Origin of the sequence: Nostoc cf. commune SO-36 (assembly GCF_023734775.1) — a bacterium.
GTDB classification, from domain to species: Bacteria; Cyanobacteriota; Cyanobacteriia; order Cyanobacteriales; family Nostocaceae; genus Nostoc; species Nostoc commune_A.
Genome location: NZ_AP025732.1, coordinates 2,257,212 through 2,278,125 on the forward strand (window position 1 = coordinate 2,257,212; position 20,914 = coordinate 2,278,125).

Here is a 20,914-nt window from a genome sequence, read left to right on the forward strand (position 1 = left end):
TTAAAGGATATTTCATTGATGACTTTTGGCTCTGAAGCTAACTAACTTTTAACAAATACTGCATCTATTAATATCTCATCCCCAATACTGCATCTATTAATATGTATTAATAATGTACTCAATAGCCAAAGTCTCTGTTTGATAAGACTTTCAAATAATTTATTCTTTTTTGTGGGGTATAGGGGCGGGAATTTTTGATATTTTTTACAGTTAACCTATTTTTTACTTTTTAATAATATATTTTTAATTGCATACCTTTAAATTATTGAGGTATTTCATGAAATCTCTTTGTAGTAATCTTAAATGACATCAACAAGCACTAATAATATTCCTGTAGTCAGCGTTAGCGCAGGTTCCCGGAATGTCAAAGAAGGCGACCAACTACGCTGGAACTTCAACCTGACTCAGGCGGCTCCAGCAGGTGGTTTAATCGTTGAATTTGCCCTTACCCAAGACACCGACCCCCTACCAGGTGATATCCAATATAACGTCGCAGGTAGCACCAACGTTACCAGCTTTGAACTTCTGCGTAACAGTGCAGGTGTAATTACCGGGGCGAAGGTGGGTATCGCGGCGGGGGCAACTACTGCTAATCTCGTCAACAACATCATTGCCGATAACCTCACAGAAGGGCCAGAAAGCGTTACTTATACGTTGATTAATGGCACAGGCTATGGGGTGAATCCGACAAAGAATGCTGCGTCGTTCACGATTCTCGATACTTCTACTACTCCTGTAGTCAGCGTCAGTGCCACTCCTAAAAATGTTGATGAAGGCGACCAACTACGCTGGAACTTCAACCTGACTCAGGCGGCTCCAGCAGGTGGTTTAATCGTTGAATTTGCCCTTACCCAAGACACCGACCCCCTACCAGGTGATATCCAATATAACGTCGCAGGTAGCAGCAATGTTACCAGTTTTGAACTCCTGCGTAACAGTGCAGGTGTAATTACTGGGGCGAAGGTGGGTATCGCGGCGGGGGCAACTACTGCTAATCTCGTCAACAACATCATTGCCGATAACCTCACAGAAGGGACAGAAAGCATTACTTATACGTTGATTAGTGGCACAGGCTATGGGGTGAATCCGACAAAGAATACCGCACACTTCACGATTCTCGATACTTCTACTACTCCTGTAGTCAGCGTTAGTGCCACTCCTAAAAATGTTGATGAAGGCGACCAACTACGCTGGAACTTCAACCTGACTCAGGCGGCTCCAGTAGGTGGTTTAATCGTTGAATTTGCCCTTACCCAAGACACTGACCCCCTACCAGGTGACATCCAATATAACGTCGCAGGTAGCAGCAACATTACCAGCTTTGAACTTCTGCGTAACAGTGCAGACATAATTACTGGGGCGAAGGTGGGTATCGCGGCGGGGGCAACTGCTGCCAGTCTCGTCAACAACATCATTGCCGATAACCTCACAGAAGGGACAGAAAGCGTTACTTATACGCTGATTAGTGGCATAGGCTATGGGGCGAATCCGACAAGGAATGCTGCGTCGTTCACGATTCTCGATACTTTTACTACTCCTGTCGGTTTCGGCACAGAGTACAATTTTAGTGGAGATAATTTAACGATTATACCTCAACCATTCCTATAGTTAGCATCAGTGCCACTCCCGTGTAATTACAGCAGTTTTCATTGATGTTATCTACATCTGTCGTAGGGGTTTAACAATACTAAACCTCTGCGACAAATGTTGTCTATCACTTTGTAAATGACCTTTAAGCAGCCATTATTAATTAAGTAAGTTTGACGAATTACGAATTAGTATTACTTGCCTATTGTGCGATCATCTACACCATCGGTTTTCAGTTGGCCATCTTCCATATAAATGATGCGATCGGCAATATCGAGGATGCGGTTATCGTGGGTAACTAGCAAAATTGTACAACCTTGTTCTTTAGCTAACTTCTGCATTATTTCCACTACATCGCGCCCAGATTTTTTGTCGAGTGCAGCAGTGGGTTCATCTGCTAAGACAATCTTAGGATGGCTAACTAAAGCACGAGCGATCGCAACTCGTTGTTTTTGCCCTCCAGATAGTTTCTCTGGGTAATAATTTACACGATCACCTAAACCGACAGTTTCCAAAATAGCGATCGCTTTAGCATTGATATCCTGATTCAAAAATTCTTCGTGCAACTCTAGCGACATCCGCACATTTTCTCTTGCTGTCAAAAAAGTCATCAAGTTATGCGCCTGGAAAATATAGCCAATCTGGCGGCGAAGTTTAGTTAATTGCAACTTTTTAGCGCTACGAATTTCCTCCCCTAAAATTTTGAGACTACCTTCTTGAGCAGAACGCAATCCACCCATTAAGGTTAACAAGGTGGTTTTTCCCGAACCAGAGGGGCCAGTCATAATAACGATTTCCCCAGTCTTAATCTCCAAACTAATATCGAATAATACTTGTTTGCGAAGCGTACCTTCACCAAAATAGTGATTGAGGTTACTGATAGAAATTACAGATTCTAAAACAGAAAGTGTTGAGTTGGAATTTTCTGGTAGAGATTTTTGCAACATTATGTTTTTCTAAAGTAGAGAAATAATTTTTTTAGAGACGCGATTCATCACATCTAAAAAACATCGGCAGGGTCAGCAGATCGTAACTTCCGGATTGCGATCGCTCCAGAAACACTACACATGATCACAGTCAAAATCCAAACTTGTATCGCCCGTTCCATTTTCATGAAAATAGGAAGCATCGTCGCCGCATAAGTGACTTGATACAACCCAAAAGAAAGGATAAATCCAGGCAGAAAACCTAAAATAGCTAATAACAATGCTTCTTGAATTAAAACTCCTAAAAGATAGTTATCGGTGTATCCCATTGCTTTGAGGGTGGCGTATTCTGGCAAGTGGTCAGAAACATCCGAGTAAAGGATTTGGTAGACAATCACGATGCCAACAATAAATCCAACTGCTGTACCCAAACCGAAAATAAAACCAATGCCAGTACCAGCTTCCCAGTAAGTTCTCTCCACTTTGGCAAACTCTTCTGGAGTGAGGACTCTGACATCTTTAGGTAGTCCATTGACAAGTTGCGATCGCACTTTTTCTGGTTCGGCATCTGGTTTAAGCGTAATTAACCCAACTTCGATGCGATCGGGTTGACGCTGTGGAAATAGCTGGAGAAAAGTAGAGTCACTGGTGATCACATTACCATCGGCAGCAAAGGAAGCACCATCAGTAAACAAGCCCTTAACAAAGACGGCTTTACTATTGAGTTCCGTGTCAAATTTGCCTGTATTCTTAAAGATATCGGCAACTGCACCGTATTCTGGACGGCCTGCCTGGTCAAACAGAACTTGATATAACTGTTTAAGTTGCTCCTGATTTTGGTTAATTTCAGGCGATTTAAACGCGGGTTGTACCGGATCAACACCCCAAACTAAAATAGCCCGTTCAAGACGAGTTTCAGGATTTCGCCACTGTCCGGTGCTGATGTAGATAGGATTAACTGACTGAACACCTTCATAACCTAATGTTTGATATAGTCGCTCTCTAGAAAAGTTTTTTACAGAAAACAAAGTTTGAAATTGGGGATTAATTAAAACTAAATCTGCTTGTAAATTGCGATGAGGTTTCACAGCAGCATCAAAAAGCGCACTTTCAAATCCTAACTGGATAAACATCAGTATATCGGCAAAGGCAATACCTGCAACTGCAACAGCCAGACGGGTTTTTTCTTTCATTAACTGCCGCCATGCTAGCGGTGTTTTGCGAAATAGTTTAGAAAACATATCGAAAAAACTCCTTAATAACCCAGTGTTTAAGCTTGCTGTTCAAGCTGGCGTTCTCGCATGAAAAGAAATAAGGGAAGACCTAAAGAAACACCAACTAAAAGATTACAAACAATGTAAACCCAGAGATTTTGCCTTTTCAGACGTGTTCCTTCCCAAAATACGAATGTCCACAAAACTAGGGATGAAACAATAAGATCCATGCCAAAAAAACCAGAAATTTTGTTGGCAAAGAGTTGTTCAAAAAACAGCTTTGTATCAAGACCATGCTCTAAGATAAATGGAACAAACTGGGAGTAAGGTAGAACGAAGCCAAGTACACAAAGCAGAAGATATATGACTTTAACCATGATTAAATTCACTTTATAAAAAATGATGGAATACATGAGACAACAAACAACAACTCTATATAGGACTCCTATTTAATTTTTGAACAAGACTCAGTACGGATCTATGCTTTCTTTCCTGTTCCCTATTCCCTATTCCCTATTCCCTACCCTCCTATATTTCAATTGCTGTCTGTACCTGTAAGTTGGTGAAACCTGCAACTCGCTTGCTGTCTTCAGGATTGAGGCGAATTTTCACCTCAACTACTCGGCTATCAAGGTTCTCCCCTGGCTGGTTGCTGAAAACGTTTTGTCTATTCACCTGCAAACCAATTTGGGCAACGGTTCCTCGCAATTCACCGGCAAATGCCTGACTGCTAATCACTGCCTGTTGTCCCAGTTTCACTTTACCGATGTCGGTTTGATAAACTTCTGCGATCGCCATCATCTGGTTTGTTTGCGCTAAGTCTGCAATGCCAGAATCACTAATTTTTTCTCCGACTCGCGTATGAATTTTGATGATTTGTCCCGCCATCGGTGCTTTGATGTAAGCACCCGCCAATTCGGTTTGGGCGTGTTTGAGTGTGGCGATCGCATTTTCAACTTCTGTCTTGGCTGCGGCAACATCTACAGGTCGAACTTCTGTAATACTGGTAAGCGTAGCTTTGGCTTCGCTTACTTGTTTGCTACCAGTGGCGTTAGTACGGGCGAGTGCTGCTTTGGCTTCAGATAATTGTTTGCTAGCAGTGGTATTAATCCGGTTGAGAACTGCTTTGGCTTCGTCTACTTGCTGTTTGGCAGTTTCTACAGTCAAACCTTTGCTATCGTACAAAGAATTAGAAACTGCGCCTTGAGAATAGAGCTGCTGATAACGTTGATATTCGGCTTCGGCATTTTTGAGTTCTGCTTCTAGCTTTTTAATGGTTGCCTCTTGCGCTATTCTGTCGCCTTCCCACTGTGCCTCTATGCGGAATATGGCTTCCTGTTGCGCTGTTTTGTCTCCTTGGGACTGGGCTTGGAGGCGTTCAACACTGGCTTGCTGGGCGTTAATTTCTCCTACTTTTGCTCCTGCTTGCACTTGAGCGAGTTTAGCTTGAGCAACTCTGACTTGTTGTTGGGCTTGTAGTACAGCAGTTTGTAAGCGATCGCGCGCGTCTAAAATTGCTACCATCTGTCCGGCTTGAACGCGATCGCCTTCTTTGACTAAAATTCGGGCAATGCGATCGCCATCCAATGCTAAGGGCGCAAACAAGCTAATTACCTCAGCTTCCGGTTCTAATCGTCCTAATGCAGCTACTTTTTGAATGTTGGGCGTGGTTTCAACTGGTTTAGATGTCTCGGTTTGGGTTAATTGGCCAAACTGAGAAATCCCATAAACAACAATTCCACCTGTAATAGCAGTAGCTGCAATTACTAATGTAATTAACCCTTTTTTGGAAGCTTTCTCTGACAGCTTTTGAACCATCTATTTTGCTCTCCTAAAAATTATTTTCTCTATGTTAAATGAGTTAGATTTAGTAAAAGCTGAATATCATTTTTAACAAGTTATAAATGATTAATGTTTGTTGTGCGTACAGTATTTTGCAACAAGCATGAGGTAAACAATCTAGCTCTCTAAACCTGATATCAAGACCGTTTTAGTTTTTATTTCTGATTTATGTTGCGGCAAGTATACCATCAACATTTTGCCTAACAACGCACATTGTTCGATAAAATCAATTGTTTCATCACCCCATAACTTCTCCAGAATTAAACCGTTTACAAAGCTCAAGACAAAGGAAGCCAATACCGGATCTTGAATACCCAAAAAATCGCAGGCTGCCTCCTGATAACGCTGATTAGTCCGCTTAAAAATGCTGTTCTTTAACATTTCTTTAGAGTCTTTGTGTTGGCAAAAATCAATCCAAATATAAGTCCATTTGATGAAGTAATCTTCGTTTTTCACTAGATATCTTCCTAATGCTTCCATTGATTCTTGCAGCGTTTGCGCTCCTTCTAATTCAGCTAATGCTGTACTTAAGTCTTGCTCACAAATCTCCTGGGCCAATTGCTCAAATAGAGCTTGTTTGCTAGGAAAATAGTGGTACAACGTACCAGTAGAAACCCCTAGTTCTTCAGCGATTTGGCGCATAGTAATCGAACCATAGCCTTTTTGGGCAAATAAATCAAAGCACTTGTCGAGCAGTTCTTTACGATATTGCTCATGATCAACAATCTTAGGCATGACTCAGGTTAATTATATCGAACGCTCGTTATATATCAAATTAGCATATTTACTACTGATTGATTTAAATCGGGCAAAAATAAATTTATTTTCTCTGAAACCCGTCTTTGCTGGAGGAATTCTAGTATCTTTTCCCTTGCTCTCCCTGTCTCTTCGAGCAAATACTGATGTGCTTAAAGGATAGAATAGCTTACATCTGACTAGTACAGTATGCCATAAATCAAGCTACCATCTCAATTAACCAGACACGCTGCTCTGATCAACTTGCTAAAAATAAGTAAAGTTACACCACAGTGTAATAAATGTTACTACATTTTTAATAAAATTTAGCCATACTCCTTAGTACCTGTGTTAATCTGAAGTACTAAAACTAGACTGCTATTTTTGGGTGTCCGTATCTAGCGAATTTTAATTATTAGACTGATATTAAGAGATTGAATTATGAAATCCTGTTTTATCACCTTAATGGTTGTAATTAGCGCACTCGCTCTACCTGGGAGGGTTTATGCTAACCAAGAAAATGTACCCATGACAATAGACGATCACAATCAAGCAGGAGTTTTATTGACGGAACCAGCCACGATTAATACTACATGGAGTAATTTTATCGGACAAAGTAATAATTCCAAACAAACTGCTGAATCAATTATGCTAGTGCAGGATCGAGGATGCCAAAAGATTAACCCGCTTGAGTTCATCAATAATCCAGAGTCTTTCTTTAAGCAGTGTCAAAAGCCAACAGATACCCAAAGTTCTCAAAGTAGTGAGCCAATTGAATATCTAAAGGTTCCTAAACTAGATTCTGGTATTAGTGTGACAGTTACTCAATTTTAATATTTAATGTCGGGTTATGTGGCAATGAAGTGAATGCTTTTCTTAACCAATATCTACTAAAGTGATAGTTGAAGAGTTAGATAAAAATCTCTGTATAGTACAATTTTTTCAAAAATATTGACAGCAAGTCGATCTTATGTGTCTATGCATAACTTTGCTTTCGCGTCAACTTGTGATGAAATCCAAGAAGTGGGGAATCTTCTTCAACTTATACTGTATAACAATAAACTGCCCACCCCTAAACAAAAATCTTTTCGCTTCAATTGGCTATTTAGTGGCGATCGCGAGTGTTATTGTCTTGCCAAGTATTAGTCTTGGTGCTAGTGTTACCATTGTTACCAGTTTTAGTCCATAAAATATTTACAGGAGCAAATTACATTGAAAAATACCGCATCCAATGTATATATCTGCGTGCAGTATGACACAAATGCAATTGTCACACATATTATCTGCGTTTCTGTTATCCTAAATCCTTAATTACGAAGAAAGGTAGTTAGCTGTTCTGGAGCGGGAGGAGCAATAAAAGCGTTTTTTTGCTGTTTAATGATCGCTTGCTACGTACCCTACTTGATATGATTAGATTACCCAGTAAAAAAGTAGAGTTGAAAAATGGACATTCTATTCTATATTAAATAAATTTACATTTAAGCGCAATTACATGGAATTATAGCCAAACTGTTAACACTTAAATATTTTTTGTGTTTTCATAATTGTGATTTATTTTGAAAGTTACTTTTAGTAATTTATCTTCCAGATAATTAAATCCCTGTTCGGTAAAATTTTGATTTTTTTAGTAACTCAATTAACTAAATAAACTAAATATAATTGTATTTGAAAATATGCAAAAATCAAGAATAAAGGAGTGTAACTATTTCAAAATATATGCTAATGATACTTTAGGCAATTGATTTGTGACTGGTGATGATGTTAGTATTAAGGAGTAAGTTGGTTTTGGGTTTATTATCTCCAATAATTGACTTGTAATGTATCATAGACCAAAATTCATCAGTGTTGCCAATTGATTGATTAGCAGAATGAAATATCTATGGGTCTGAATATCTAGACTTGATACCAATAAATTGATGACGTTACAGAGGAGCAAATAACCATGAGCAGCTTAACATCTCCACCTACCGAAGTTCAAAAAACGAAGAAAAAAAGTTTAGCGGCAGATAAAAAGCCTCGAGCAACAGATGATATTGTGCGTAGTTATCTGCAAGAGATCGGGCGTGTAGATTTGTTGACTCGTGAACAAGAGGTTATTTTTGCTCAACAGGTGCAGCAGATGATGAATTTGCTAGCTACTAAAGAAGAATTGGCTGTGAAATTAAATCACGAACCCACGCAGCAAGAATGGGCAGATCAGGTGGAGTCAAGTGTTCAGGAGCTTAAGCAACAGCTAAGTCAAGGGCATCAAGCCAAGCAAAAAATGATCCAGGCTAATCTCCGGTTAGTGGTAGCAGTGGCGAAGAAATACCAGCACCGCAACTTGGAATTTATGGATTTAATTCAAGAAGGTACTTTGGGTTTAGAGCGAGGAGTGGATAAATTTGATCCTGCTCTTGGTTATAAGTTTTCTACTTACGCTTACTGGTGGATTCGTCAAGGAATTACACGAGCGATCGCTCAACAAGGACGGACAATTCGTTTACCGATTCACGTCTTTGAGAAACTGAACAAAATTAAACGGGTGCAACGAGAATTATCTCAACAGTTAGGTCGCGTTCCCACTACTGCTGAAATTGCCAGCGCCTTATCTTTGACACCCAGCCAAGTTAGAGAATGTTTGTACTTAGCCCGTCAACCCTTCTCTTTAGAGGCGCGAGTTGGTGAACAGCAAGATACAGAATTGCAAGACATACTGGAGGATGATGGCCCGTCTCCCGAAGATTACGCTGTTGAAGAATCTCTCCACCAAGACTTACAAGACTTGTTGGCAAAGCTTTCTCCCCAACAACGAGAAATATTAACCTTACGTTTTGGGCTGACTGATGGCTATGAACTTTCTTTAGCACAGATTGGCGATCGCATGGGTATTAGTCGAGAACGAGTGCGTCAGATCGAGCAAAAAGCTCTCAGTCTCCTCCGACGCCAAAAGGAACAAGTACGCAGTTATCTGGCTAGCTAAGGTTATTTTTTTACAATTATATAGAGCATTAAAATTTAGGCATTCACCATTATGAGTGTATAAAATTCAGTCATTTTGGGGGAAAATAAGCCTAAGTAATATCTCTTGAAGATTTATTTAATATGGGCATATCAAAAACAGTCCAACAATTGCAGGCGCAATGGGTAACTTCTGAAAACTTTCGGCGTTATGGGCAGGTGATTTTTGCAAGTCTTGATGGCAAAAATTATGATGGGGAAGATGCCCAGTTAAATCTACAAAATGGGATTCCACGATTTTATATTATGCGGTTGGAGAAGAGAGGGCGAAAGTTTCACAAAATTACTCGTCATCTGCAATGCACTCAATGTTTAGGTTCTTTGTCAGGAAAGGATTGGTTAATTGCTGTTTGTCCTCCTGATAATGATGTTAATGAACCAGCATTAGAAGAGATTGCTGCTTTCCACATTCCGGGGAATTGTTTCATCAAGCTACATGAGGGTACTTGGCACGCTGGCCCCCATTTTGACCATGAAACTGTAGATTTTTATAATTTGGAACTAGCTGATACAAATGTAGTGGATCATTTCACTCATGATTTTCTCAAAAGTCATCAATTAGAGTTTGAGATGGTTTAGGTTATGTTTTTTACACTCATTGCAACCCTCCCCGCAAGTGAGGAGGGGAGATAAAATGTTAACCCAACGCGGACTTTAACTCACTTTCTGCTTGTACCAAAGCTTCTGGGAGTTTACTCGCATCGCGTCCGCCAGCTTGGGCTAAGTTCGGTCTGCCACCGCCGCCGCCACCGCAGATTTTAGCGATCGCACCGACAAATTTACCAGCTTGCAAACCTTTTTTGTTGACTTCTGGACTAAAAGCTGCAACTATACTAACTTTCCCTGCTTCAGGAACAGAACCCAGCACCACTGCACCGTTACCGATTTTTTGCAACAAGCGTTCGGCTGCGGTTTTCAATGATTCTGGATCAACATCTTCTAATTGGGCGACAATAATTTTAGAATCGCCTACAGTTTGGGCTGTTTGCAGCAAGCTATCAGATTTTGCGATCGCTAACTGTCCCTTCAAGGTTTCCAATTCCTTTTGGCTATTTTTCAGTTCGCTTTGCAGACTTGTGATTCTGTCTGGTAATTCTTCGGGTTTAACTTTAAAGCGATCGCTCAAATCTTTAACTACTTTATCCCGCAGGTTGAGATAATCCAGTATTGCTGGCCCCGAAACAGCTTCAATACGCCGCACCCCAGAAGCCACACCAGCTTCAGAAATAATTTTAAATACGCCAATTTCAGCCGTATTACTCACATGAGTTCCACCGCATAGTTCCATTGATACGTTCGGGAAATCAATCACGCGGACTTCCTCGCCGTATTTTTCGCCGAACATGGCAACAGCACCCCTAGCTTTTGCCTCTGCTAAAGGTAATACTTCCACGTTTGCAGCATGGGCTTCAGCAATCCAAGTATTCACCTGTTCTTCAATTTGTTGGACTTCCTCTGCTGTCAACGCACGGGGACAGTTGAAGTCAAAGCGTAACCTGTCAAAGGAAACTAGAGAACCAGCTTGAGATATGCTATCATCAACAATTTTTTTCAATGCTGCTTGCAACAGGTGGGTTGCGGTATGGTTAGCTTGGGCGCGACGACGACAAGCCGGATCGATTTGGGCGGTTACATTATCGCCTACGCGCAGTGTACCGCGTTCGATGCGTCCGAAGTGAACAAAGAAATCAGATTCTTTCTTCACATCTTCCACGTGAACAACGATACCATCACCAGAGATATAACCGCGATCGCCGATTTGTCCCCCAGATTCACCATAAAATGGCGTTTTGTCAAGAACAATTTGCACCTGTATCCCCGCTTCTGCTTCCTCTTGAGAAACACCTTCTACCAAAATCGCTTCGACTTTTGCCGTCGCCGCCGATTGGGTATAGCCTAAAAACTCGGTGACTTGGATATGTTCTGCTAATTTATCGAGGGAACCTTGTACAGTTAAATCGATGGTTTCGTGTGCTTCACGTCCTCGCTGGCGCTGTTTCTCCATTTCCGCTTCAAATCCAGCTACATCCACAAGAAGATTATTTTCTGCGGCAATTTCCTCCGTTAGTTCCAAAGGAAATCCATAAGTATCATAGAGAGTAAACGCATCTACACCAGAAATTGGGTTCAAATAACTAGCTATTTTTTGTGCTACTTCTGGAAGCTTTTGCACTTCGTCTTTTAAGATATTACCGGCAGCTTTGAATGTTTCTAATAGCTTTTGCTCATCTAACTGTAAACTTCGAGATATAGCTTCTTTAAACTTTTGTCCATCTAGCTGAGATATAGCTTCTTTAAACTTTTGTCCATCTAGCTGAGATATAGCTTCTTTAAACTTTTGTCCATCTAGCTGAGATATAGCTTCTTTAAACTTTTGCTCATCTTGAAGGGTTTTCTGTTCTTGCAGGAGATTCTTCGCTATATCCGTCAAAATTTTCTCCCCTCTGTCGAGAGTAGTGAGAAAATTGGATTCTTCTCGTTGCAACTCAGCTTTAATTGCTGCTTCCCGTTGGCGCACATTGGGGTAAGCTGATTCAGAAAGAGCGATCGCAGTTTCGGCAACTTGAGTAGTAAATTCGCCAGAAATTCCAATTAATCGCCCATGACGTACCACGCGCCGAATTAATCGCCGCAACACATAACCCCGTCCGACGTTGGAAGCGCGGATTTCATCAGCAATCATGTGGACAACAGAACGAACATGATCGCCAATAACTTTTAGAGAAACTTTGGTTTTTTCATCACTTTTGTGGTAATCAATGCCAGCAATTTGCGCTGCTGTTTGGATAATTGGGAAAATCAGGTCAGTTTCGTAGTTATTGGGTGCTTTTTGGAGGATTTGGGCTATTCTCTCCAAACCCATGCCGGTGTCGATGTTCTTGTTTTGTAGTGGCGTTAAATTCCCCCACGCATCCCGGTTATATTGCATGAAAACAAGGTTATAAAACTCGATGAATCGGGAATCGTCCTCTAAATCTATATTTTCGTCACCGCGTTCTGGGTGGAAGTCATAATAAATTTCTGAACAAGGGCCACAAGGGCCAGTCGGCCCAGATACCCAAAAGTTATCGTCTTCGCCCAAGCGTTTAATTCTTGCTATCGGCACACCGATTTGATCGCGCCAAATTCCAAAGGCTTCATCATCATCTTTAAAAACGCTGACGACGAGATTTTGGGGGGAAATGCCAAAAACTTGTGTAGAGATTTCCCAACCCCAAGCGATCGCTTGTTCTTTAAAATAATCACCAAAGCTAAAATTGCCCAACATCTCAAAAAACGTCTGATGCCGTTTGGTGCGTCCGACATTTTCGATGTCGTTGGTGCGGATACACTTTTGCGAAGTCGTAGCCCGCTTAAATTCTGGTGTGCGCTGCCCCAAGAATATCGGCTTAAATGGTAGCATCCCCGCGATCGTCAGCAGCACGGTTGGATCTTCTGGCACGAGGGAGGCACTTGGGAGAATTTGGTGATTCCGTTGGGCAAAGAAGTCGAGAAATATGTTGCGAATTTCGTTACCGCTTAGGTACTGGGGATTTGAAGACATAGGTATTTTTAACTTTAGACTTTAGACTTTAGACTTGGGCGTAGCGGCACTAGGTAAGTGTATTTTCATAAATAGCTTTATATATTCTTGCATTTTGTTTCATATTACTGCCAGCGAATTGTGTCAGTTAGTGAGCAAAATGCAGTGATTAAGATGCTTTTACACCATAAACTGACGCTGGGAGGATGTGCGTAGGCATAGCCCGTCGTAGACATCGCATTTTAATGCTTAACATTAATCCTTAAGAAATACTTTAAAATTCCCATATTATGGTAGTAAATGGCACTACAACTGAAAGTATCAAATATTGCTTGTGAGGGATGTGCAGAAATAATTACTGAATTTATCCACGTTATTGAAGTTGAAGCCAGGGTGGATATCGATGTTAACGCGAAAATTGCTAGGGTGGAATCAGCAGCTTTTGAGGAGTCAATCAAACAGGTAATTGTTGCTGCTGGTTATACTGTTGAAGGTTATTGTTCAGGTTCTAGCTCTTCACAGAAGTTGAAATTTAATATCTCAGGCGACGCTAACAAACTTTTTTATATTTATTCCGCCCGAAAAAAAGGCGGAGTAGAACTAATTTACCCACATTAGGGGCAGGTTTTGACATCAAGGTTTTTTATTTAGCTTTCTTTTCTAGATTTATCAGGTTAGAGCAAATAAGAAAAGATGTGAATTAAGTAAATAACCCAGCATAGATAAAGGGTAGGCAGAAGAATTTTCTTTCTTCTGCTAATCTATCGTGAAACTTGGGTTTACACTTCACTTAAATTGTGAATTTTTACCCGATAAATTCGCTCTGTAATTCTAAAAAATGTTAGTGCGAGAAGCTACCAACACTAGTGGCAAAGAGTTCTGCTGTCTATTTAACTTGCATTTTGGTTGCAATTAAACTTTTACCTTAATATTTGATCTCAGCCTATTATCTCAAAATGAAGGCTGAGTTTATCTATGAAAAATAATAGTTTTAGCTCAATGATAAAACTTTGGATTTTTTAATTTGATAAAAAACTTTTATATTTTATTTATTTTCCTACTTAGGAATAAATTTAGCTGCTTAATTTGAAGGTTATTACAAAGGATTTATTTTGGAAATTATATCAGTAAATAGCACTTAAGAAAGTCCCGTAATAAGTTGTATCCATCTCAAAAATATTCAGTGTTTATACTGTTTTAAAAACAAAGTGTAAAGAAGACATTAGTTGTCAGAAGTGGATATTTCCAAAGCTGTAGTAGTAAATATAAAGCCTTATAAGGAGATTTAAGTTGAAAAACAGTTATATATTCGACGTTGAAAAAATCAGAAACTCCAGAAATATAACTCAGCAAAAAACTCATATTTAGTACTAAGTAACAAAAGCAATAAGCTTGACTAGGTTAATCTCTTTAATTAAATAGGATAAAAAATAAATTAATGAATATTTCTATTCTGGTCTTTGGAAAAAATAACTTTCTCGCCACACTTCCATCTCAGATTCTTTATGCGGCTGCTTTTAGTGTAGAAATTATAGACAATCTCAATCAGGCAGTGTCACGGATTAAAACCACGCCCCCCGATATCATACTTGTGCAGGCTAGCGTAGATGGCAGTATGGAACTGTGCGGATGGTTGAAGGATCAGACGAAACTATCGTGGATATACTGTATTCTTTTCGAGGATCGTCCCCAGCAGCTGACTGATAAAAATAAAGGTTGGCACAGAGAATTAGAGATGAGTGCTGCGGCACTAAAGCAAGGAGCCGATGCTTATATTTGGCATATTATTGAAGAAAAAACAGATGATAACCTAGCAGAGTTGACCGCCAATCATGGACTAATACTTGCTCAATTAACTGTTGGGTTGCGGAAAGCACAAAAATACCGAGATTTGATTCGGACAAACGATATGTTATCTGCGATCGCCTTAGCCGATTCGTTGACAGAATTAAATAACCGTCGTGCTTTAGAATGGGACTTACCCAGGCAAATTCAAAGAGCTAGGACTCAAAAAACTTCCTTGAGTTTGATTATTCTGGATGTAGATCATTTCAAAAACGTTAACGATACTCACGGGCATTTAGTAGGCGATCGCATCTTACAAATACTATGTCAGCGTCTACGTCACAATCTGCGCTGTCAAGATACAGCATTCCGCTATGGTGGCGAAGAATTTGTAATTCTTTTGGCTAACACTACCGATGACGAAGCGCTATTAGTCGCCCGTCGTCTCAACCGTGTAGTCAGCGACGAACCATTTGCACTCAAAAATAAACTAACAATTAATATTACCATTAGTTTGGGCACAGCCTCTCTGCGAACTGAAGATGATGAAAAAGGAGAGAGTCTGCTACATCGTGCTGATCAATGTCTGTTACAGGCTAAAACTTCTGGGCGTAATCGGGTTATTGACTCGAACTACTTATCTCATGCCTCACATTTGAAAGTTGTTTCTTCGTGAACTACTTAGGCTTGCCTACGGCTGAAGTCTTTTTCCCCATCCCTCAAAAACTTTAGGGGGTTTGGAAAAGTCCGCTTTAAGTCACTAGACTGAAGTTAGTTGCCCAACTAGTATTGACTGTTCCATAGATAGAATAGATGACTCAACTAACTTCTAGAATTTGCATCCTTGGCGGAGGCTTTGGTGGCCTCTACACAGCCCTGCGGTTAAGCCAACTACCTTGGGAATCTACACAAAAACCCGAAATTGTTCTGGTAGATCAAAGCGATCGCTTCTTATTCTCTCCTTTACTTTACGAATTACTCACAGGCGAACTACAAACCTGGGAAATTGCCCCACCCTTTGAAGAACTTTTGCAAGGTACTGGGGTACGTTTTTATCAAGGAGTTGTGTCTGGAATTGACATCGACCAGCAACGGGTAAATATAAACGAAGGGCCCGAAATCCCTTATGACCGATTAGTGCTGGCGCTAGGAGGTGAGACACCGCTAGATTTAGTCCCTGGTGCGGCAGCCTACGCCTACACATTCCGCACAATTTCTGATGCCTATCGTTTAGAAGAACGCCTGCGATTTTTAGAAGAATCGGATGCTGATAAAATTCGGGTGGCGATCGTTGGGGCTGGCTACAGTGGTGTAGAGTTAGCCTGTAAGTTAGCCGACAGATTAGGTGAAAGAGGACGCTTTCGGATTATTGAAATCGCTGATCAAATTTTGCGAACTTCCCCAGAGTTTAACCGGGAAGCAGCAAAGAAAGCAATAGAAGCCCGTGGTGTGTTTCTTGATTTAGAAACCAAAGTAGAATCAATAGAGCAAAATACCATCTCCTTAGAATACAAAAACCAGTTAGATAAAATTCCTGTGGATTTGGTAATTTGGACTGTAGGAACGAGAGTTGCGCCCGTAGTCAAATCTCTTTCTCTCAAGCAAAATCAGCGTGGTCAAATCAGCACTACATCCAATCTGCAAGTTCTTGATCATCCAGAAATCTTTGCCTTGGGAGATTTAGCAGACTGTCATGATGCCGAAGGACAACAAGTACCCGCCACCGCACAAGCCGCTTTCCAACAAGCTGATTATACTGCTTGGAATATCTGGGCAACTCTGACTAATCGCCCCCTCCTTCCCTTCCATTACCAACAGTTAGGAGAAATGATGGCATTAGGAATAGACAACGCCACTCTCACTGGTTTGGGAATTAAACTAGATGGGCCTTTAGCATACGCTGCCCGTCGTATGGCCTATTTATATAGGTTGCCAACCTTAGACCATCAGCTTAAAGTTGGTTTTAATTGGCTAGTGCGTCCTATCATAGAAACACTTTCTCGGTAACTTCAGGTTGGGCATTGGTCATTGGTAAAGAACCAAGGCATTTACAATCATCTGCTTTATTTTCGCCAACCTACTGAGTAGATGCTAGACTCTACCCACAGAAGCTCTTTAACAAGCCAAAATCTAAAATTCAACATTCAAAATGTTCAAACTTTGATGAAACAACCGAAAGTTATTTTTTTAGATGCTGTGGGTACACTTTTCGATGTCAAAGGTAGTGTGGGCGAAGTTTATAGTCAGATAGCCCAAGAATTTGACGTTACAGTTTCCGCCGAAACATTGAATACAGCTTTCATTAAAAGCTTTAAAGCCTCGCCGCCACCGATATTTCCAGATGCGGAACTGCAAGATATTCCCCAGCGCGAATTTGATTGGTGGCGGATAATTGCCCTGAACACTTTTGAAAGTGCAGGTGTTCTCAAGGAATTTTCTGACTTTTCGGCTTTTTTTAGCGAACTTTACATTCACTTTGGCACTGCCGAACCGTGGTTTGTCTATCCTGATGTTTTGCCAGCTTTAATCAACTGGCGGCGGTTGGGAGTTACCTTGGGGGTGCTGTCCAATTTTGATTCTCGAATTTACTCAGTATTGCAAAGTTTGGGATTGAGAGAGTTTTTTAACTCTGTTACCATTTCTACCCAGGTACGTGCAGCTAAACCAGATCCTCAAATTTTTGCTATTGCCTTAGATAAACATAAATGTTCCCCAGAGGCGGCGTGGCATATCGGCGATAGCATTGTAGAAGACTATCACGCAGCGAAAGCGGCCGGACTCAGGGGCGTTTGGATTAACCGGGGAAAATGAGGGGATAGGTTCAATTTGGATTGCTATATAATTACGAGTTATTTTGACATAGTTTGTATTTATATTATGGAGGCAATAAACCCCTCTAAATAGCGATCGCCTGACGAATTCCCCAGTCATGGCAAAACCAATCACTCCAAAAACTTCCTATATTTTGCTCAAAGGATGATGGATAAAAGGAATGAATGAGTTTTAGAACTTTATACTTTAAGTTCTAAAACTCGTTCATCCACCTCAGATACTCGTTCATCCACCTTTGATATTCATTCATCCACCTCAAAGACTCATTCATCCACCTTTGATACTCATTCATCCACCTCAAAGACTCATTCATCCACCTTTGATACTCATTCATCCACCTCAAAGACTCATTCATCCACCTTTGATACTCATTCATCCACCTCAAAGACTCATTCATCCACCTTTGATACTCATTCATCCACCTCAAAGACTCATTCATCCACCTTTGATACTCATTCATCCACCTCAAAGACTCATTCATCCACCTTTGATACTCATTCGTCTCAATGGCCAATGCCCAATGCCAAATGCTGCCCCAACACTCGTATGATCTACATATCAGGAAAACATAACAGCCAGCTTTTTACCGCAAAACATGGGCAGTATTTGGGAAATCGATTTTTACTCGCGTCCAATTTTGGACGATAATCAGAAAAAAATTTGGGAAGTCTTAGTCTGCGAAAGCCCCTTGGATATCGACACAAAAGCAGATTCTTTGTTTCGCTATGCTCAATATTGTCCCAGTACCCAGGTAAATTCGGGTTCATTGCGGGCAGCATTGCAAGAGGCTATTAACCAAGCTGGAAAAGCACCAATCAAAATCCGCTTTTTCCGTCGCCAAATGAACAACATGATTACTAAAGCCTGCCAAGACTTAGGCATTCCTGCCCAGCCTAGCCGCCGTACTTTGGTTCTCAACCAATGGTTAGAACAGCGAATGGAAGAAGTGTATCCTCAAGAACCAGGGTATCAAGGGGGGGCTAATCCCTCAGTCCGCCTGGAGAAACCTTTGCCCCAACGTTTACCAGATGCTTTAGAAGGACAGCAGTGGGTATTTGTCACCTTAGATGCTGCGGATTTGGCAGAAATGCCAGAGTGGGAAATTGGTTTTGGTGAAGCTTTCCCCCTAGAGTTGGCGAAAGTTTCACCCGAAGCCCGTATTCCTGGCATTTTGATTTTCTCACCAAGAGCGTTGCCCTTAGCAGGCTGGATGTCTGGTTTGGAGTTGGCTTTTTTAAAATTTGATACTAGCGTTGAGGCGAGATTGCTTTTAGAAACTGGTGTAACTGACAGCTGGATTGTGGCAAATATCAAGAAGCCTCAAATCTTAGCAGAAGCTAAAGGTTTTGAAGAAGCCAAGCAAAAAGCTAACGGAGTGCATTTTATTGGTATACAGTCTGATCCCAAAGCAGAATCTTTTGCTGGTTTTTGGCTGTTGCAAGAGGTTAATCTTTGAAAATGGGGATTGGGGACAAGGGCACAAGGGGACAAGGAGAATAACCATGCACAATGCCCAATGCCCAATGCCCAATGACAAATGACAAATGACAAATGACTAGATCCGTTGAGATATGACGATGATTTGGGATAATTAACAGCGTCCATCAGCGTTGATCTGTGGTTTCAAATCGCAACTGCCGAAATATGCTGATGATTTTTGGATAGTTATCTGCGTCCATCGGCGGAAAGTCTGATGCCTGCGGCGGGCTGCGCCAACGTCGGCTTTTGGTAATCAGACTTTCAAGAGACAGGGTTGATATGCGGTTCAAAATCCACTATTCACTAAGGGTCATGGGTTCTGAAAATTTGTCACAAGATACACTAGCAGAACAGTTGCTGGAACTAGCTATAAAATCCGGAGCCGAAGCTGCTGAGGTGTATCAGTCGCGATCGCTTTCTCGTCCAGTGTTTTTTGAGGGCAACCGACTAAAACAGCTAGAAACCAGTCAATCTGAAGGCACAGCGCTAAGGCTTTGGCGAAATGGGCGTCCGGGACTCACGGTAGCTTATGGTTCTGTCTTAGCCGAAGTAATGGTGGAAAAAGCTCTAGCACTCAGTCAACTTAATCAAGCGGAAGCAGTAGAATTAACCTCTAACTTTCAGCCCTTCTACCCAGATTTAGGGGAAAGTGTGCCGATAGAAGTTTTGGTAGATTGGGGCAAAGAAGCGATCGCACTTATCCGTGATGTCTATCCAGATATTGTGTGCAATGGTGACTGGGAATGTGATATTGAAACCACTAGACTAGTCAATACCAAAGGTTTAGATTGTCACTATACTGACACTACCCTTAGCTGCTATGTATCCGCAGAATGGGTACGTGGCGATGATTTTTTGAATGTTGCCGATGGACAAACGAAGCGTGGCGAACTCGACCCAAAGAGATTAGCTAATCAAATTTTACAGCGCTTAATTTGGGCCAGAGAAAATATCTCACCTCCGACTGGGCGCGTACCAATTTTGTTCACTTCCAAAGCTGCCGATATGCTTTGGGGTACTGTGCAAGCAGCGTTGAATGGCAAGCGAGTCTTAGAAGTAGCTTCTCCTTGGGCAGAACACCTGGGTAAGCCAGTAGTCGCACCTAGCCTCACTCTCTACCAAGATCCAGAAGCGGGCCCTTACAGTTGCCCTTTTGATGATGAAGGCACTCCGACGAAATCTTTAGTATTTATCGAGAACGGGACTTTACAGAATTTTTATGGCGATCGCACTACCGGACGCCAACTTGGTACTAGCACCACTGGAAATGGTTTTCGCCCTGGCTTGGGCAGCTATCCCACCCCTGGTTTATTTAATTTTCTGATCCAACCAGGTTCGGCATCTCTACCAGATTTGATTAGACAACTAGATGATGGCTTGATTGTGGATCAAATGCTGGGTGGCGGCGGCAGTATTTCTGGAGATTTTTCCATCAACGTTGATTTAGGCTACCGCGTCCAAAATGGTCACGTAATTGGGCGCGTTAAGGATACTATGGTTGCAGGTAATGTCTACACTGCCCTAAGACAATTAGTTACACTAGGCAATGATGCTGATTGGAATGGTTCTTGTTACACTCCATCTCTGATAGTTGAAGGGCTATCCACTACGGGGAGAAGCAATTAAAACAATTCGCAATTCGCAATTCGCAATTCGCAATTACGTTTTGTGACGGGGATTTAGACCCCTACACAAAACGGGCTGCCTGTCTTGCTGGGGACTTAAACCCCCAAAGTTTATTAATTCGTAATTGAGGATAGTGCTTGTATTGTAATAGCGAAACGGTTCAGTTAAGGCTAAAACTCTGTTATCCAAGTCAATTTTTTAACGTAGACGCTTCGGCTTGCCGCAGGCTACCGCCTTCTCTACGAGAGGCTTTCGCCAACGCGTAGCGTCTCGTAGAGAAGGCGCAGAGGACGCAGAGAGAAGAAAGAGAAGGAAAAAATTGCTTAACTGAACTGTATTGCTCTGAAATTTCGGTGACAGCTTTT

At 41.4% G+C, this 20,914-nt stretch carries 17 protein-coding genes and 1 pseudogene; 10 read left to right on the forward strand and 8 right to left on the reverse strand.

Annotated features, from left to right (window positions below):
- The first annotated feature begins 303 nt into the window (after nucleotides 1–303).
- Nucleotides 304–1,608, forward strand: a complete 1,305-nt coding sequence (locus tag ANSO36C_RS09915; RefSeq protein ID WP_251959387.1) for a hypothetical protein — start codon at nucleotides 304–306, stop codon at nucleotides 1,606–1,608.
- Between the two features lie 173 nt (nucleotides 1,609–1,781).
- On the opposite strand, the gene ANSO36C_RS09920 is transcribed toward ANSO36C_RS09915, so the two are convergent.
- From ANSO36C_RS09920 to ANSO36C_RS09940, 5 genes are all read right to left on the reverse strand, one after another.
- A complete protein-coding gene (locus ANSO36C_RS09920; RefSeq protein ID WP_251959388.1) occupies nucleotides 1,782–2,534 on the reverse strand; it encodes a DevA family ABC transporter ATP-binding protein in 753 nt (250 codons plus the stop codon).
- A 53-nt stretch (nucleotides 2,535–2,587) separates the two neighbouring features.
- On the reverse strand, nucleotides 2,588–3,754 hold the full coding sequence (gene devC / locus ANSO36C_RS09925) for an ABC transporter permease DevC (protein WP_251959389.1): 1,167 nt from the start codon (nucleotides 3,752–3,754) through the stop codon (nucleotides 2,588–2,590).
- A 29-nt stretch (nucleotides 3,755–3,783) separates the two neighbouring features.
- Nucleotides 3,784–4,104, reverse strand: coding sequence for a DUF2834 domain-containing protein (locus ANSO36C_RS09930; RefSeq protein ID WP_251959390.1), 321 nt, complete (start codon nucleotides 4,102–4,104; stop codon nucleotides 3,784–3,786).
- 151 nt (nucleotides 4,105–4,255) lie between these two features.
- Nucleotides 4,256–5,545: an ABC exporter membrane fusion protein gene (locus ANSO36C_RS09935; RefSeq protein ID WP_251959391.1), complete on the reverse strand. Its 1,290-nt coding sequence runs from the start codon at nucleotides 5,543–5,545 to the stop codon at nucleotides 4,256–4,258.
- 141 nt (nucleotides 5,546–5,686) lie between these two features.
- Nucleotides 5,687–6,304, reverse strand: a complete 618-nt coding sequence (locus tag ANSO36C_RS09940) for a TetR/AcrR family transcriptional regulator (protein ID WP_251959392.1) — start codon at nucleotides 6,302–6,304, stop codon at nucleotides 5,687–5,689.
- A 441-nt stretch (nucleotides 6,305–6,745) separates the two neighbouring features.
- Between ANSO36C_RS09940 and ANSO36C_RS09945 the strand changes: the two genes are divergently transcribed.
- The 3 genes from ANSO36C_RS09945 (at nucleotide 6,746) to ANSO36C_RS09955 (ending at nucleotide 9,883) form a co-directional block, all read left to right on the forward strand.
- On the forward strand, nucleotides 6,746–7,138 hold the full coding sequence (locus ANSO36C_RS09945) for a hypothetical protein (protein ID WP_251959393.1): 393 nt from the start codon (nucleotides 6,746–6,748) through the stop codon (nucleotides 7,136–7,138).
- Nucleotides 7,139–8,246: 1,108 nt separating this feature from the next.
- Nucleotides 8,247–9,266: an RpoD/SigA family RNA polymerase sigma factor gene (locus ANSO36C_RS09950; RefSeq protein WP_251959394.1), complete on the forward strand. Its 1,020-nt coding sequence runs from the start codon at nucleotides 8,247–8,249 to the stop codon at nucleotides 9,264–9,266.
- A gap of 122 nt (nucleotides 9,267–9,388) precedes the next feature.
- Complete coding sequence (locus ANSO36C_RS09955; protein WP_251959395.1) at nucleotides 9,389–9,883, forward strand: ureidoglycolate lyase; 495 nt, start codon at nucleotides 9,389–9,391, stop codon at nucleotides 9,881–9,883.
- Between the two features lie 58 nt (nucleotides 9,884–9,941).
- Here the strand turns inward: ANSO36C_RS09955 and alaS are convergent, their stop codons facing one another.
- A complete protein-coding gene (alaS, locus tag ANSO36C_RS09960) occupies nucleotides 9,942–12,848 on the reverse strand; it encodes an alanine--tRNA ligase (protein ID WP_251959396.1) in 2,907 nt (968 codons plus the stop codon).
- 279 nt (nucleotides 12,849–13,127) lie between these two features.
- On the opposite strand from alaS, the pseudogene ANSO36C_RS09965 reads away from it, so the two are divergent.
- The 4 genes and pseudogenes from ANSO36C_RS09965 to ANSO36C_RS09980 form a co-directional block, all read left to right on the forward strand.
- A pseudogene (locus tag ANSO36C_RS09965) lies at nucleotides 13,128–13,325 on the forward strand (heavy-metal-associated domain-containing protein); the annotation flags it as partial.
- Nucleotides 13,326–14,265: 940 nt separating this feature from the next.
- A complete protein-coding gene (locus tag ANSO36C_RS09970) occupies nucleotides 14,266–15,288 on the forward strand; it encodes a GGDEF domain-containing protein (protein WP_251959397.1) in 1,023 nt (340 codons plus the stop codon).
- 137 nt (nucleotides 15,289–15,425) lie between these two features.
- The gene (locus ANSO36C_RS09975; protein WP_251959398.1) at nucleotides 15,426–16,619 is read left to right on the forward strand and encodes an NAD(P)/FAD-dependent oxidoreductase; all 1,194 of its coding nucleotides are present in this window, start codon (nucleotides 15,426–15,428) and stop codon (nucleotides 16,617–16,619) included.
- 156 nt (nucleotides 16,620–16,775) lie between these two features.
- The gene (locus ANSO36C_RS09980) at nucleotides 16,776–17,423 is read left to right on the forward strand and encodes an HAD-IA family hydrolase (RefSeq protein WP_251959399.1); all 648 of its coding nucleotides are present in this window, start codon (nucleotides 16,776–16,778) and stop codon (nucleotides 17,421–17,423) included.
- Nucleotides 17,424–17,637: 214 nt separating this feature from the next.
- Here ANSO36C_RS09980 and ANSO36C_RS09985 read toward each other — a convergent pair whose 3' ends face one another.
- The gene (locus ANSO36C_RS09985; RefSeq protein ID WP_251959400.1) at nucleotides 17,638–17,958 is read right to left on the reverse strand and encodes a hypothetical protein; all 321 of its coding nucleotides are present in this window, start codon (nucleotides 17,956–17,958) and stop codon (nucleotides 17,638–17,640) included.
- Nucleotides 17,959–18,039: 81 nt separating this feature from the next.
- Here ANSO36C_RS09985 and ANSO36C_RS09990 point away from each other — a divergent pair, with 81 nt between their 5' ends.
- Nucleotides 18,040–18,900, forward strand: coding sequence for a Tab2/Atab2 family RNA-binding protein (locus ANSO36C_RS09990; RefSeq protein ID WP_251959401.1), 861 nt, complete (start codon nucleotides 18,040–18,042; stop codon nucleotides 18,898–18,900).
- Nucleotides 18,901–19,048: 148 nt separating this feature from the next.
- On the opposite strand, the gene ANSO36C_RS09995 is transcribed toward ANSO36C_RS09990, so the two are convergent.
- Nucleotides 19,049–19,213: a hypothetical protein gene (locus tag ANSO36C_RS09995; RefSeq protein ID WP_251959402.1), complete on the reverse strand. Its 165-nt coding sequence runs from the start codon at nucleotides 19,211–19,213 to the stop codon at nucleotides 19,049–19,051.
- Nucleotides 19,214–19,235: 22 nt separating this feature from the next.
- On the opposite strand from ANSO36C_RS09995, the gene ANSO36C_RS10000 reads away from it, so the two are divergent.
- Nucleotides 19,236–20,549 carry a TldD/PmbA family protein gene (locus ANSO36C_RS10000; protein WP_251959403.1) on the forward strand — a complete coding sequence of 438 codons (1,314 nt, stop codon included), beginning with the start codon at nucleotides 19,236–19,238 and terminating at the stop codon, nucleotides 20,547–20,549.
- The last annotated feature ends 365 nt before the right edge of the window (nucleotides 20,550–20,914 follow it).